The organism is Microbacterium sp. BDGP8, from assembly GCF_029991045.1.
In the GTDB taxonomy this organism is placed as follows: Bacteria; Actinomycetota; Actinomycetes; order Actinomycetales; family Microbacteriaceae; genus Microbacterium; species Microbacterium plantarum.
Map to the genome: position 1 here is coordinate 2016386 of NZ_CP120712.1, position 13792 is coordinate 2030177.

At 69.3% G+C, this 13792-nt stretch carries 13 protein-coding genes and 1 rRNA gene; 5 read left to right on the top strand and 9 right to left on the bottom strand.

What is annotated here, in order from left to right; translation table 11 throughout:
- Nucleotides 1-39: 39 nt before the first annotated feature.
- The 3 genes from chvE to P6897_RS09675 form a co-directional block, all read right to left on the bottom strand.
- A complete protein-coding gene (chvE, locus tag P6897_RS09665; protein ID WP_282501060.1) occupies nucleotides 40-1155 on the bottom strand; it encodes a multiple monosaccharide ABC transporter substrate-binding protein in 1116 nt (371 codons plus the stop codon).
- Nucleotides 1156-1218: 63 nt separating this feature from the next.
- Nucleotides 1219-1980 carry an L-ribulose-5-phosphate 4-epimerase gene (locus tag P6897_RS09670; protein WP_282501061.1) on the bottom strand — a complete coding sequence of 254 codons (762 nt, stop codon included), beginning with the start codon at nucleotides 1978-1980 and terminating at the stop codon, nucleotides 1219-1221.
- A gap of 112 nt (nucleotides 1981-2092) precedes the next feature.
- Nucleotides 2093-3100 (bottom strand): LacI family DNA-binding transcriptional regulator, encoded by a 1008-nt coding sequence (locus tag P6897_RS09675; RefSeq protein WP_114588219.1) that lies wholly within the window; start codon nucleotides 3098-3100, stop codon nucleotides 2093-2095.
- Nucleotides 3101-3287: 187 nt separating this feature from the next.
- Here P6897_RS09675 and P6897_RS09680 point away from each other — a divergent pair, with 187 nt between their 5' ends.
- Entirely contained in the window at nucleotides 3288-3800 is a 513-nt protein-coding gene (locus P6897_RS09680) for a hypothetical protein (protein ID WP_274179576.1), read from the top strand.
- Here the strand turns inward: P6897_RS09680 and P6897_RS09685 are convergent.
- On the bottom strand, nucleotides 3793-5124 hold the full coding sequence (locus P6897_RS09685; RefSeq protein ID WP_282501062.1) for a M20/M25/M40 family metallo-hydrolase: 1332 nt from the start codon (nucleotides 5122-5124) through the stop codon (nucleotides 3793-3795). The two genes, P6897_RS09680 and P6897_RS09685, sit on opposite strands and share 8 nt — an antisense overlap.
- 51 nt (nucleotides 5125-5175) lie before the next feature.
- Between P6897_RS09685 and P6897_RS09690 the strand changes: the two genes are divergently transcribed.
- On the top strand, nucleotides 5176-6189 hold the full coding sequence (locus tag P6897_RS09690) for a Gfo/Idh/MocA family oxidoreductase (protein ID WP_112617948.1): 1014 nt from the start codon (nucleotides 5176-5178) through the stop codon (nucleotides 6187-6189).
- A 6-nt stretch (nucleotides 6190-6195) separates the two neighbouring features.
- Here the strand turns inward: P6897_RS09690 and P6897_RS09695 are convergent, their stop codons facing one another.
- Complete coding sequence (locus P6897_RS09695; RefSeq protein ID WP_114588223.1) at nucleotides 6196-7725, bottom strand: CitMHS family transporter; 1530 nt, start codon at nucleotides 7723-7725, stop codon at nucleotides 6196-6198.
- Between the two features lie 153 nt (nucleotides 7726-7878).
- Between P6897_RS09695 and P6897_RS09700 the strand changes: the two genes are divergently transcribed.
- Together P6897_RS09700 and P6897_RS09705 are read left to right on the top strand one after the other, a co-directional pair.
- On the top strand, nucleotides 7879-9552 hold the full coding sequence (locus P6897_RS09700) for a sensor histidine kinase (protein ID WP_282501063.1): 1674 nt from the start codon (nucleotides 7879-7881) through the stop codon (nucleotides 9550-9552).
- Nucleotides 9549-10202: a response regulator gene (locus P6897_RS09705; RefSeq protein ID WP_269266033.1), complete on the top strand. Its 654-nt coding sequence runs from the start codon at nucleotides 9549-9551 to the stop codon at nucleotides 10200-10202. Before P6897_RS09700 ends, P6897_RS09705 begins: the two co-directional genes overlap by 4 nt.
- Here the strand turns inward: P6897_RS09705 and P6897_RS09710 are convergent.
- Entirely contained in the window at nucleotides 10181-10576 is a 396-nt protein-coding gene (locus P6897_RS09710; RefSeq protein WP_274179570.1) for a hypothetical protein, read from the bottom strand. The genes P6897_RS09705 and P6897_RS09710 overlap by 22 nt on opposite strands.
- A 67-nt stretch (nucleotides 10577-10643) precedes the next feature.
- Here P6897_RS09710 and P6897_RS09715 point away from each other — a divergent pair, with 67 nt between their 5' ends.
- On the top strand, nucleotides 10644-11771 hold the full coding sequence (locus P6897_RS09715; protein WP_282501064.1) for a methyltransferase: 1128 nt from the start codon (nucleotides 10644-10646) through the stop codon (nucleotides 11769-11771).
- A gap of 5 nt (nucleotides 11772-11776) precedes the next feature.
- Here the strand turns inward: P6897_RS09715 and P6897_RS09720 are convergent, their stop codons facing one another.
- The 3 genes from P6897_RS09720 to rrf form a co-directional block, all read right to left on the bottom strand.
- Nucleotides 11777-12799 carry a 1-aminocyclopropane-1-carboxylate deaminase gene (locus tag P6897_RS09720; RefSeq protein WP_282501065.1) on the bottom strand — a complete coding sequence of 341 codons (1023 nt, stop codon included), beginning with the start codon at nucleotides 12797-12799 and terminating at the stop codon, nucleotides 11777-11779.
- A 25-nt stretch (nucleotides 12800-12824) separates the two neighbouring features.
- Complete coding sequence (locus P6897_RS09725) at nucleotides 12825-13481, bottom strand: GntR family transcriptional regulator (protein ID WP_269266029.1); 657 nt, start codon at nucleotides 13479-13481, stop codon at nucleotides 12825-12827.
- Nucleotides 13482-13580: 99 nt separating this feature from the next.
- A 5S ribosomal RNA gene (rrf, locus tag P6897_RS09730) occupies nucleotides 13581-13697 on the bottom strand.
- Nucleotides 13698-13792 lie beyond the last annotated feature (95 nt).

Here is a 13792-nt window from a genome sequence, read left to right on the forward strand (position 1 = left end):
GCTCCCGCCGCCGTTCCGAGGATGGGCGGATGCCGCGGCTCAGAGACCGAGCTCTTCGGCGGTCCAGTAACCGGTGTCGACGAGCGACGACTCCACGTTGTCCTTCACGACGGGAACCGGCGCCAGAAGGAAGGAGGGCACGACCTTGACGTCGTTGTCGTACGTCTCGGTGTCGTTGACCTCGGGCTCCTCGCCCTTCAGAGCGGCGGCGGCCATGTCGGCCGCGACCTTGGCGAGCTCGCGGGTGTCCTTGAAGATGGTCGCGTACTGCTCACCGGCGAGGATCGCCTTGACCGAGTCGACCTCGGCGTCCTGGCCCGAGATGATCGGCCACTCGGCGCCGGTGGAGTATCCCGCACCCTCGAGCGCGGAGATGATGCCTCGCGAGATGCCGTCGTAGGGCGAGAGGACGGCGTCGACCTGCGTGCCGTCGGAGTAGTTGGCCGTCAGGATGTCCTCCATGCGGCTCTGGGCGGTCTCGCCGTCCCAGCGCAGCGTTGCGGCCTGCTCGATGTCGGTCTGACCCGACTTGACCACGAGGGTGCCGTCGTCGATCAGCGGCTCCAGGACCTCCATCGCGCCGTCCCAGAAGAAGAACGCGTTGTTGTCGTCGAGCGAGCCGGCGAACAGCTCGATGTTGAAGGGACCGGCCGGCGCGCCGTCGAGCGGCTTGCCCTCGAGGTCGGTCAGCCCGAGGCCGTTCAGGACCGTCCAGGCCTGCTGACGGCCGACGAGCGCGTTGTCGAACGTCGCGTAGTAGTCGACGTTCTCGGTGCCCTTGATCAGTCGGTCGTAGGCGATGACGGGGATCTCCGCGTCCGCGGCGTTCTGCAGCGCCTCGGTCAGCGTCGTGCCGTCGATCGAGGCCACGATGAGCGCCTCGGCACCCTTGGTGATCATGTTCTCGATCTGCGAGACCTGGGTCGGGATGTCGTCCTCGGCGTACTGGAGGTCGACCTGGTATCCCTGGTCCTCCAGGGCCTTCTTGACGGCGTTGCCGTCCTGGATCCAGCGCTCCGAGCTCTTGGTGGGCATCGCGACGCCGATGAGGCCGCCGTCTCCGCCGCCCTCACCGCCGCCGGTGCTGGAGCATGCCGAGAGCGCCAGGGCGCCGACGGCGAGCGTCGCTGCTGCGTACAGGAACTTCTTGTTCACTGTGTGTCCTTTCCAGTGACTTCACTGTCTTGCGGGAAATGGTGACCGCGCCCCGGTGCGGGGCTACCGGCGGTCGTCGGTGGTCTGTCCGTAAACGTTCTGATACCGGTCGTACAGCGCATCGATCGCGTCCTGCGGAATCGGGAGCAACTCCCCCGCCTGCCGGGCGATGTGGACCGTGCGAGCCACGTCCTCCACCATCACCGCAGCCTTGACCGCATCCTTCGCACTCGACCCGATCGTGAACGGCCCATGGTTCTGCATCAACACCGCCCGGGAACGATGCCCCCGAAGCGTGTCCACGATCCCCCGGCCGATCGAGTCATCACCGATGATCGCGAACGGCCCCACCGGGATCGGCCCCCCGAACTCATCAGCCATCGCCGTGATCACACACGGGATCTCCTCACCCCGCGCCGCCCACGCCACCGCATACGTCGAATGCGTGTGCACCACACCACCCACCTCGGGCATGTTCCGATACACATACGCATGCGCCGCCGTATCACTGGACGGCGACCGGTCACTGCCCGGCGTCCCCGGCACCACATTGCCGTCCAGATCGCACACGATCATGTTCTCCGGAGCCAACTCGTCATACGACACCCCCGACGGCTTGATCACGAACAGATCAGCCCCCGGAACCCGCCCCGACACGTTGCCACCGGTCCACACGACCAGCCCGTAACGCACCAGCTCCGCGTGCAACGACGCCACCTCGGCCCGAACCCGCGCCACCGCGACTTCGACCTTCACGCCGTCGACGTACTCGCTGCTGATCGCTGCGTTGCGTGCCACTCGAGTGCTCCTTCGCCCGGCCACCATCGGCGGGCCTCGATCGTGTGACGATCGATGTGACCGTTCACATTGCGACACTATAGCCACGGTCCGAACGGGAGTGTCAACTCCCGGCGTGTCTCGGATCGATAACGACGACTCAGCGGCGCGGCCCGGTGGACGAGCGAACGACCAGCTCGGGCACGAGCACCGCCGGGTCCACCTCGCCTGAGCCCTGGCCGAGCAACAGATCCACGCAACGACGCCCCAGCTCGGCGAAGTCCTGACGCACGGTCGACAGCGGCGGCCAGAAGTGCGCGGCCTCGGGGATGTCGTCGAACCCGATGATGCTGATGTCGCGCGGGCAGTCCAGCCCCTCATCGCGGATGGCGTGCAGGAGCCCGAGCGCCATCTGATCGTTCGACGAGAAGATCGCTGTGAAGTCACGGACCCGGAGCAGCTCGCGCCCGGCGTAGTAGCCGAATTCGGCCGTCCAGTCGCCTAGCACCGGCGCCGTCGTCGGGATGTCGGAATCGCTCATCTCCTCGAGGAATCCGCGCATCCGCGCCTCAGCCTCGATCCAGTCCTGGGGGCCGGCGATGTGGTAGATCGACCGGTGGCCGAGCTCGATGAGGTGCCGTGTGGCCAGCCGGGCGCCGGCGATCTGGTCGACCGACAGGGCGTGGCCGGGATCCACCTCGGTGGACTGCAGCGTGACGTACGGGATGCCGATCGGCTGGGCGGCCAGGGCACGGAACACGCGCACCTGCGGCGCGATCACGACGAGTCCCTCGACCGCCTGGGCCACCAGGTGCGCGAGCCCGGCCTGGATCGAGCTCGGATCCCGGGCGTCGACGTTGGCGGTGGAGACCCAGTAGCCGCGTTCGCGCGCGGCCGCCTCGATCGCCGCGATCGAGGACGCGGGACCGTACTGGGTCGCCGACGACGTCAGCACTCCGATCGTGTGCGACCTGCTCGTGACGAGCGCGCGGGCCGCCCGATTGGGGCTGTAGTCCAGTTCCGCCATGACCGCGAGCACGCGATCCTTCGTCTCCGCGCGGATGCTCGGATGATTGTTGAGCACGCGCGAGACCGTCTGATGCGATACACCGGCCAGACGCGCGACATCGCGAATGCTCGGGCGACGGCCCGTAGCGTCTTCGCTCATGGTTCCTCCGGCCCGATGCGCACGTTCACATCGGCTCGTGCCCATTATGCACCGCGGGTTTCGAAAACACGTGGTCCGCTCTATGTGACAGTCACACGGAGCGCTCCGCGGCCATGTGACGACCGCGGTTCGCGTCACACCAGCGGCGAGAAGCCCTCCCGCCCCGACACCGCCGTATGCTGACCGCATGTCCGACCTGGCGCGCTTCCTGCCTTTGAGTCACCGGTCGGCGGATGACGCCGCGGCGGCCCCCTCCGACCGTCGTGGGCAGATCGCGACGGTGGTCGCCCTCGCAGCCTCCGCGCTCGACGGTGCTCCATTCGATCGCCGCCGCGCCTTCGTCGACGAAGCAGGCCTGTCGGGCGACGGCGACGGCGCTTCCCTCGCCGAACTCGCCGGCCGTATCGCGCGGGGGCGACGGCGCAGCGTCCGAGAACTCACGGCGGTCGCGCGTGCCTACCTCCGTTTGCCGAGCGACCGGCGTCCGCTCCCGTTCGATATCGCGGGCGCGGTCGCGCTCGCGGCCTCGACGAGCGCCCCGTTCGCACGACGGGCCGCCATCGCAGGCCACACCGTGCGCGCGACCGACGCCGGCTGGACCTTCGGTCGCGGACCCGAGATCTCGGCGAGCGCCGACGAGATCGTCGCGTTCCTCACCGGCGTCTCCGATTCGCCGCCCCGGCGTTCCCCCGTCAGCTGAGTCGCAGCAGGTCGCGGTAGAACTCGATCCCGCGAAGCCACACGTGCACACGGATCCGCTCGTCGTGCGCGTGAAGCGCTTCGCGCTCGGAGGCGGTCAGCCGGAACGGCGCGAATCGGTAGACGTTCTCGCAGATCGCGGTGAACCACCGACTGTCGCTCGCCCCGAGCTGCAGGTACGGCGTGGCGACGACGTCCTCGCCGAGAGCGGAACCGACCGCACTCGCGATCCGGCGCCATCCCTCGCCGCGCCAGGGTGACACGGGCGATGGGTCCGAGCCGTGGCGAACCTCGATCTCGATCCGGGGATCGGCGATCGCTCGCCGCGCGCGCTCGGTTGCCGCAGCAACCGAGTCGCCCGTGAGCAGGCGGATGTTGACGGCTGCGCGAGCAGCCGTGGCGAGCACGTTCTCGCCATCCGCCCCGTCGAGCTCCGTCACGACCGCGGTCGTGCGCACCAGTGCGTTGGTCTCGGCGCCGAAGCGAGGCAGCGCCCGCGCGAGCAGCGCTCCGGTGACGGAGAGGTTGGTGAAGATGGAGCGGAACGGCTCGCGGGCGAATGGCGCCAGGGTGCGGAACATCGCCCGCACCGGCGGCACGAGCCGCACGGGCGCCGGGTGTCGATGCAACCGGTCGATCGCCCGCGCCAGTCGCGCGGTGGCCGGCAGCGGGGGCGGAGTGGACGCGTGCCCTCCCGCCTCGCGCGCCGTGAGCCCGAGCGTCATCACCCCGCGCTCGGCGACGCCGATCATCGCGGTCTCGACGTCGACGCCGGGCACGGCACCCGAGACGACTGCCCCGCCCTCGTCGAGGACGAGCGCCGGCCGGACGCCACGGGAGCGCAGCACCTCCACGATCGCGGGAGCACCGAGACCGGCGACCTCCTCATCGTGCCCGAAGGCGAGATACACGTCGCGCGCCGGCCGCCATCCTTCCTCGACGAGAGCCTCGACGGCTTCGAGAATCGCCACCAGTGAGCCCTTATCGTCGATCGCACCGCGCGCATGGATCGTCCTCTCCTCGCCCTCGCCGGCCAGGACGGCGTCGAATGGCGGATGCATCCATTCGCCGGGAACGACCGGAACGACGTCGTAGTGCGCCATGAGTACGAGCGACGCGTCCGAGGCATGGCCCCGCCACCGGTAGAGCATCGCGTGCTCCCCCACCGTCTCGTACTCGAGCTCGTCGTGCAGGCGTGGGTAGAGCCGACGCACCGCTTCGCGGAAGCGCACGAGCTGAGCCCCATCGGACGAGGCCGGCTCCGCGTGCGAGACGGTGGGGATCCGCAACAGCTCGCGGAAGCGATCGACGGCAGCGGTGTCCACCCTGCGAGCCTACGCCGCGCGGGTCGGTCAGCCGCTGGCTAGGCTCGCGTTATGACGAATCAGACGACGTCCGGCAGCTCCGACACCGGCCTGCGATGGGGCATTCTGGCGACCGGCGGAATCGCCCACGCGTTCACCCGCGATCTGCGAACAGCGGGCCGGGAGGTCGTGGCCGTCGGCTCACGCACACAGGACTCGGCGACACGCTTCGCCGAGGAATACGGCATCCCCCACGCTCACGGCTCGTACGAGCAGCTCGCGGCCGACCCCGACGTCGACATCATCTACATCGCCACCCCGCATCCGGGTCATCGCGACGCCGCCGCGCTCGCGATCCAGCACGGCAAGCACGTGCTGGTGGAGAAGCCGTTCACCCTCAACCGTGACGAGGCCGTGGCGCTGCGCGATCTGGCAGCCGACGCGGGCGTCCTCGTCATGGAGGCGATGTGGACTCGCTACCTCCCGCACATGGTCCGCCTGCGCGAGATCGTCGCCGCCGGAACCCTGGGCGAGGTCCGGACGGTGTTCGCCGATCACACGCAGCGGATCTCCGACGATCCCACGCACCGTCTCAATGATCTCTCGCTGGGTGGCGGCGCGCTGCTCGACCTCGGCATCTACCCCGTGTCGTTCGTCTGCGACCTCCTCGGGCTCCCGACGCAGGTGAGGGCGCTCGCGCGGCTGATGGAGACAGGCGCCGACGCCGAGGTCGCGACGGTCATGACCCACCCCTCGGGTGCGGTCTCGACGACCGTGTCGTCTTCCCGCGGGGCCGGGCCGAACACCGCTCACATCGTCGGTACCGAAGCGCGGGTCGAGATCTCGGGCGTCTGGTACGCGGCCACCGACTTCCGCGTCGTATCGCACGACGGCACGATCCTCGAGGAGTACCGCTCGGAGATCGAGGGGCGCGGCATGCAGTTCCAGGCCCTCGAGGCGGAGGCCCTCGTCGCCGCCGGACGGACCGACGGCGACGTTCTGCCGATCGCAGAGACCGTCGCGATCATGGGCGTGCTCGACGATATCCGCGATCAGATCGGCGTGCGCTACCCGCAGGAAGGGTGATCCCGCTCAGGCGGCGAACGGCACCACGCCCACGAGCACCGCGACGGCGAGCATGACGAGCGACACGATCGACGCACGCCACAGCACCTTCTTGTGGTGGTCGCCCAGATTCACGTTCGCCAGCGACACGAGGAGCAGGATGGCGGGCACGAGCGGGCTCTGCAGGTGGACAGGCTGCCCCGTGATCGACGCACGCGCCATCTCGACCGGCTCGATGCCATAGGTCGCGGCGCTCTCGGCGAGGATCGGGAGGATGCCGAAGTAGAAGGCGTCGTTCGACATGAAGAACGTGAACGGGATCGACAGGACGCCCGTGATCACTGCGAGGTGCGGTCCGAGCTGCGACGGGATCACCTCGGTGACCCACGAGGCCATCGCGGCCACCATCCCCGTACCGTTCAAAACGCCCACGAGCACGCCCGCCGCGAGCACCATCGAGACCACGCCGACGATGGAAGGCGCGTGGGCGACGATCTCGTCCGCCTGCTGCTTGAGCTTCGGGAAGTTGATGACGAGGGCGAGCGCCGCACCCACCATGAACACGTACGCGAGCGGGAACAGGTCGAGGACGAGCAGGACCATGACCACGAGCGTGAGCGCGAGGTTGACCCACACCAGGCGCGGACGCAGTGTCGCCCGATTCGGGTCCAGCATCGTGTCGGCCATAGCGGTGTCGCGCTCCTCGACCCACTGCGCCGCCGGAACGGGCTTCCGGCCGCGCACGGTCACGACGTTCCCGGTGCGCAGCGTTGCCAGCGCGCCCGGTCGCGGGTCGGCACCGCGGAAGAGCTTGGGCCCACCGAGCACGCCGTCTCCCCCGCCGAGACGGGACGTGTCGATGCTGCCGGCGAGCCGTCGACGCTCCGAAAGTCCCAGGAACCAGGCGAAGGTCAGCGAGACGACGATGCCTGCCGCGAGCGAGGGCAGCATCGGCACGAACACGTCGGTCGGCTGCAGACCGAGCGCCGACGCCGCACGCACAGTCGGCCCGCCCCACGGGACGATGTTCATCGTGCCGTTCATCAGGCCCGCGACGCAGGTGAGCACGACGGGACTCATACCCAGGCGGAGGTATATGGGCAGCATCGCCGAGGTCGTGATGATGAACGTGGTCGAGCCGTCGCCGTCCAGCGAGACCACCGCCGCGAGCACAGCGGTCCCGAGCACGACCTTGGCGGGATCGTCCTTGAGCACGCGGGTGATCACCCGGATGAGGGGGTCGAAGAGCCCCACGTCGATCATGATGCCGAAGTACATGATCGCGAACATCAGCAGAGCCGCGGTCGGCGCCATGCTCGTGATGGCGTCGATGATCATGTCGCCGAGCCCCAGGCCGGCGCCGGCGAAGAGGCCGAATGCCGTCGGCACGATGATGAGCGCGACCATCGGGGTGAGCCGGCGCGTCATGATGAGCGCCATGAAGGTCAGCACCATCGTGAACCCGAGCGCGACGAGAACGCCCTCGGGCGGGATGAAGGCGAGGTCGTACCCCTCTTCGGCCGCGGCGGCGGCCACGAGGTTCACAGGATTTGTCATGTCGACTCCTTCGTCGGCGGGCGCACGGACCCACGGTGCGATCGGTCGAATCTAGGTCGCTTCGCCGTCGACCCGCGCGCTTGGGCTCATTCCGGCGACTTGAGCGCGTAGCGTGTGTTCTGCGCATTCTGCGCGCGAGCAAGGGGAGGTCGGATGCGCTTCACGACGCGGCTCTTCCTCGTGCAGCTCGGCGTCGTCGCGACCGTGCTGCTCGTGTGCACGGCGGCGTTCGCGGTGATCGCGGTGACGCAGGTGCGAAACGCCGCGGAAGAGAGCGCCCTCAACATCGCGCGCTCGGTCGCAGCGACCCCGGAGGTGCGCACCGCCGTCGCCCGGTGGTCCGACGACCCCGGTACCCCGGATGCTGCCGACCTCGTCGGCGGATCGTTGCAGAGCACGGCTCTCGCGATCGCCGAGCGCACGGACGCGCTCTTCGTCGTGATCACCGACGACCACGGCATCCGGCTCGCCCACCCCGATCCGCGTCGTCTCGGCGAGACCGTGTCGACCCCGTTCGACCGCGTTCTCGGCGGCGAGGAGGTCGTCGACTGGGAGGTCGGAACCCTCGGGCGCTCCGCACGCGCCAAGGTGCCCGTCCTCCCGCCCGACGGCGGCGAGCCGGTGGGTGAGGTGAGTGTGGGTTTCGAAGAGGGCAGCGTGCTCGACGACCTGCCGTCCGTGCTTCTCGCGATCGGGATCGCCGCGCTTCTTGCACTCGGCATCGGCATCGCCGCGGGCTCGGTTCTGCGACGCCGCTGGGAGAAGACGACGCTCGGTCTGCAGCCCGAGGAGCTGACCGCGCTGGTGCAGCAGCAGAGCGCGGTCCTCGACGGCATCGGAGACGGCGTGCTCGCCCTCGACGAGAACGGTGTCGTGCGGGTCGCGTCCACGACTGCCGAACAGCTGCTCGGTCTCGAGCGCTCCGTGGGGCAGCCGCTCTCCGCTCTGCCCCTGCCCGCGGCTGTCGTCTCCGCGATCATGGAAGGGCTTCCGCTGCACCGTGTCGTCGTAGGCCCCCGCGTGCTGGCCGTTGACGTGCATCCGGTGCGGCGCGGTGGCCGCGAGCTCGGGGACGTGGTGATCGTTCGGGATCACACGGATGTCGCCGAGCTCGGCGAACAGCTCTCGTCGGTTCAGACCGTGACCGGGGCGCTGCGGGTGCAGCGGCACGAGTTCTCGAACCGCCTGCATGTCGCCGCAGGCCTGATCGACGCCGAGCGGGTCGGCGACGCCCGAGCGTTCCTCGACGAACTCCTCGAGCGCGGCAGCGTTCCGATCGCCGTCGCCGGCATCGAGCGGGTGGACGACCTGTTCCTCCAGGCGCTCCTCGCGGCGAAAGCGACCGAAGCAGCCGCGAGCGGAGTGGGCATCGCCGTCGGCGAAGACACCCTCGTCCTCGGAGAGCTCTCGCGTGTCGAGGATGCCGCGGCCGTCATCGGGAATCTCATCGACAACGCCGTCGCCGCCGCGGCGCACGAAGCCGAACCCCGCTGGGTAGAGGTCACCTTCTTCGGCGACGGCGACGCGCTCGTGACGACCGTCGCCGACTCGGGGTCCGGTGTGGCGGACGGCCGCGATGTCTTCGCGCCGTCTGCGGAGCCGGGCGACGACCGCGTGCGCGGGCGCGGGATCGGCCTGCCGCTCTCGCGCGAGCTGGCGCGCCGTCTCGGCGGCGACGTGTGGCTGATCGATCCGGGCGGCCGCGGCTCCGCGGCATCCGGAGCGGTTTTCGCCGCCCGGCTGCCGGGCGTGCTGCGCACCGCGGCGCCCGACACGACCGCGACTACCGAGCCGACCGCACCCCGCCCCGAGGAGGACGACTCATGACCACGACAGCCCCGCTCCGGGTCCTCGTCGTCGACGACGACTTCCGCGTCGCGGATCTCCACCGCGACGCCGTCGACGCGGTTCCCGGGTTCCGCGCGCTCGAGCCGGCCCGGTCGATCGGCACAGCTCGCTCCGCGATCGCCGAGCACCGCCCCGACCTCGTTCTCATCGACAACTACCTGCCCGACGGCGAGGGCGTCGAGCTCGTGCGCTCGATCGACACCGATGCCATCGTGCTGTCGGCGGCCTCCGATGCCGAGACGGTGCGCCGCGCCCTGCGTGCGGGGGCCATCGGCTACCTGATCAAGCCGTTCGATTCCCGCGCTCTCCGCGAGCGCCTGGAGCGGTACGCCCGCTACCGGAACGTCCTCGACACCGCCGACGTGGAGCAGGACGACATCGATCGCGCCCTGTCGATCGTCCACGGCGGTCCCGCCACCACGACGCGCTCGGCGACCGAGCAGATGATCCTCACGACCCTCGGGGCGCGGGAGGCATCGGCGGGCGAGATCGCGACCGAATGCGGTATCTCACGGGCGACGGCTCAGCGCCACCTCGCGGCGATGGCCGCGCGCGGGGTCGTCGACGTGCGGTTGCGTTACGGATCGACGGGCCGCCCGGAGCACCGTTACGCAGCGTCGCGCGGTTGACGCGTCGACCACCAGGCCCACGTGACGAGAACGGGCTGGAAGAAGAGCCGGACGAATCGACGCCGATCGGTGTCGAGCCCGAAGGCGCTGCGTCCCTTTCGCCACTGATCGATGTTGCCGGGGAAGACGGCGATGAAGAACGCGGCGAGCAGCGCACCGATGCGCGAGCGCTCGCGCGGCAAGGCGAGCAGCGCCACCCCGAACAGTGCCTCCACCGCTCCGGAGGCGACGACGACGCCATCACGATCGATCGGGAGCTTCTCGACGACCGCGTCAGGCACCTGGGCCTGGAAGTCACGGCGCGCCCAGAACAGGTGGCTCAGGCCGGCGAAGATCATGGCGCCGGCGAGCAGCCAGCGGAGCGCGGTTCTCATGCGTTCAGTCTGCGCGCTCCACGGCCGCCCGGCGAACCCTTGCTTTCTCCGCACTAGGCTTACCCGGGTGTCCGGCGCGCTCGATCTTTCTCTTCTCCGCCGCTGGCCCGACGTCGAAGCGCCCGGTCTCGTCGCCGCCGATGCCGCCGATCTCCTGATCCTGGATGAATCGGAATCTGCCCGCGCCGAAACGGGCCCCGACGAGGTCACCGTCATCGGAGACAGCTACGGCGCGCTCACCCTGGGCGCTGCGGCCGCCGGAGCCGAGGGCATCCGAGTCCACCAGGACCCCCTCAGCGGCGAGGCCGCTCTCGCCGCGAACGCGAAGCGTCTCGTCCCCCAGGCGACATTCACCTCTCTCCCGCTCGATGCCGCGCTCGTCGCGGGCGCGCGAGTCGTGCTGCTTCGGCTGCCACGCTCGCTCGATGCTCTCGCCGACATCGCCGCCACCATCGCGGCGGCGGCCTCCCCCGACGTCGTCGTCTACGCCGGAGGGCGAATCAAGCACATGACGGTCGCGATGAACGACGTTCTCCGCGGCTCCTTCGAGCGCCTCGACGTCACGCATGCGCGTGGGAAGTCCCGGGTGCTCGTCGCCCGCGGTCCACTCCCGCAGACGACGCTTCCCGAGGCGCGATCTGGACGCAGCGACGGGATCGAGATCCGCGCGTACGGCGGCGCGTTCGCGGGTCCGCGCCTCGACATCGGGACACGACTCCTCCTCGCGAACCTGCCCGAGACCGCACCGGGCGGAACGGCAGACGACCCGTGGATCGACTTCGCCTGCGGCACGGGAGTCGTCGCGGCCGCGTGGGCCACCCGTCACCCCGACGTCCGCGTGTATGCCTCGGATCAATCGGCCGCAGCCGTGGCGTCCACGGCGGCCACGATGCGGGCCAACGGTGTGTCCGAGCGCGTCGAGGTGGTACGCGATGACCTGCTCGCCCGGCGCCCGGATGCGAGCGCGTCGCTGATCGCGCTGAACCCGCCGTTCCATTCCGGTGCCGCGATGAGCGACCGCATCGCCCCGCGCTTGTTCCGCGATGCGGCGCGTGTGCTGCGGCCGCGCGGCGAACTGTGGTGCGTCTGGAACTCCGCGCTGCAGTACCGAGCGGAGCTCGAGCGCGTTGTCGGCCCCACCCGGCAGGTGGCCCGAGACCCGAAGTTCACGGTCACGGTGTCCACGCGCCGCTGACCGTCTCAGTGGTAGCGGCCGCTGTAGGCGTTGATCGCCTGCTGCCCGCCGAGGTGCGCATAGAGCACGTTCGAGTCAGCGGGGATGTCGCGGGAAGAGACCAGGTCGATCAGAGCCGCCATGGACTTTCCCTCGTAGACCGGGTCGAGGATGACTCCTTCCAGGCGCCCCGTGAGGTAGATCGCCTCATCCGTCGAGTCCACGGGTATGCCGTAGCGCTCCCCCGCCCAGCCCTCGAGAACCTGGATCTCATCCTCGCGCAGCTCACGGCCGACACCGATCAGCTCCGCCGTGCGACGCGCGATCCGGCGCACCTGGTCACGGGTCTTGTCGATCGTGGCCGAGGCGTCGATGCCGAGGACCCGCCGGGGACGGTCACCGAAGTTCTCCGCGAGGTCGGCGAACCCGGCCACCATCCCGGCGTGGGTCGACCCCGTCACGGTGCAGACGACGATCGTGTCGAAGAACACACCGAGCTGCTCTTCCTGCTGGCGCACCTCGTGCGCCCAATTGGCGAACCCGAGTCCGCCGAGGCGGTGATCACTCGCGCCCGCCGGGATCGCATAGGGCTTGCCGCCGGAGGCCTCCACATCGGCGATCGCTTCCTTCCACGAGTCTCGGAATCCGATGTCGAAGCCCGCGGGCGACAGGCGGACATCCGCTCCCATGAGCCGCGAGAGCAGGATGTTGCCGACCCGGTCGTTGACAGCGTCCGGCCAGTCAACCCAGTTCTCCTGAACGACGACGGCCTTCAGCCCCAGGTGCGCCGCGACCGCCGCCACCTGGCGAGTGTGGTTCGACTGGATCCCGCCGATGGAGACGAGCGTGTCGGCGCCCTGAGCGAGAGCATCCGGAATGATGTATTCGAGCTTGCGAGTCTTGTTGCCGCCGTATGCGAGGCCGCTCGACACGTCTTCTCGCTTCGCCCAGACACGGGCACCCCCGAGATGGGCTGAGAGGCGATCCAGCGGGTGCACGGGGCTGGGTCCGAAGGTGAGCGGGTGACGAGGGAAGTCGGCGAGGGACATCGGTTCTCCTGGGGTCGGGTGGAGCTCAGGCGGGATCGGGATGGGTCAACAGTCGTTCGAGCGTCAGCCAGTTCTCACGCGTCGCTGCAGCGGCCGCCTCGCCCTCGCCGGTGGCGCAGAGCTCGATGATGCGGGCATGGGCCGCCACCGAGTCGCGGCCGGCGAGGCTCGAGAACCGAGCACGCTCCAGGCGTCGCAGAAGGGGTGTCACCTGCTCGAGCAGAGTGCCGAGAAGAGGGTTGGCACTCGCCGAAACCGCGACGCGATGGAAGTCGTCGTCGGCCGCGAGCGCTGCGTCGATGTCATCCGCGCGCAGTGCGTCCGCGAACCGGTCGTTCGCAGCACGCATCGCATCGAGGTCCGACGCCGTGAGCTGGCGCACTCCCTCGCGCACCGCCAACTCATGCAGTGATGCCGCAATACGCTGCGCCGAGAGAGCCTCGCGCTCATCGAGCGGCGCCACCTCCGTGGCCTTCGCCCGCCGCGTCCGGACGAGCCCCGCGGCCTCCAGACGGGCGATCGCCTCACGAATCGGCGTACGGCTGACCCCGAGCCACTCCTCGAGCTCGCTATCGCGGAGACGAGCGCCCGGCTCGAGCCTGCCACTCACGATCGCGTCGCGAAGCGCCGTGTACGCGTGGTCGCGCAGAGAGGCTGGGCGAGAGACGGGAACGAGCGGCATGCAATATATTGCACACTACCTGGCTCAGTACGTCAAGCGAACGGCCCCGGGGGCACGAAAAAGGGCCACCCAGCATTGGGTGGCCCTCTTACGAAAGAAGTCCGGCGGTGTCCTACTCTCCCACAGGGTCCCCCCTGCAGTACCATCGGCGCTGTGAGGCTTAGCTTCCGGGTTCGGAATGTAACCGGGCGTTTCCCTCACGCTATGGCCGCCGAAACACTATTGATGTTTCAGTCTGCACAACGATCAATTCGTTATGCGGTTCTCGACCGTACATCGAGAACCACTCAGTGGACGCAAGCACCAAAAAC

Bases quoted from the DNA above. Each gene is read 5' to 3' on its own strand.
- P6897_RS09690 (WP_112617948.1), top strand. From the start codon at position 5,176: ATGACGAATCAGACGACGTCCGGCAGCTCCGACACCGGCCTGCGATGG.
- P6897_RS09710 (WP_274179570.1), bottom strand. From the start codon at position 10,576: ATGAGAACCGCGCTCCGCTGGCTGCTCGCCGGCGCCATGATCTTCGCC.
- P6897_RS09695 (WP_114588223.1), bottom strand. From the start codon at position 7,725: ATGACAAATCCTGTGAACCTCGTGGCCGCCGCCGCGGCCGAAGAGGGG.
- P6897_RS09705 (WP_269266033.1), top strand. From the start codon at position 9,549: ATGACCACGACAGCCCCGCTCCGGGTCCTCGTCGTCGACGACGACTTC.
- P6897_RS09700 (WP_282501063.1), top strand. From the start codon at position 7,879: ATGCGCTTCACGACGCGGCTCTTCCTCGTGCAGCTCGGCGTCGTCGCG.
- P6897_RS09725 (WP_269266029.1), bottom strand. From the start codon at position 13,481: ATGCCGCTCGTTCCCGTCTCTCGCCCAGCCTCTCTGCGCGACCACGCG.
- P6897_RS09675 (WP_114588219.1), bottom strand. From the start codon at position 3,100: ATGAGCGAAGACGCTACGGGCCGTCGCCCGAGCATTCGCGATGTCGCG.
- P6897_RS09720 (WP_282501065.1), bottom strand. From the start codon at position 12,799: ATGTCCCTCGCCGACTTCCCTCGTCACCCGCTCACCTTCGGACCCAGC.
- P6897_RS09670 (WP_282501061.1), bottom strand. From the start codon at position 1,980: ATGGTGGCCGGGCGAAGGAGCACTCGAGTGGCACGCAACGCAGCGATC.
- P6897_RS09680 (WP_274179576.1), top strand. From the start codon at position 3,288: ATGTCCGACCTGGCGCGCTTCCTGCCTTTGAGTCACCGGTCGGCGGAT.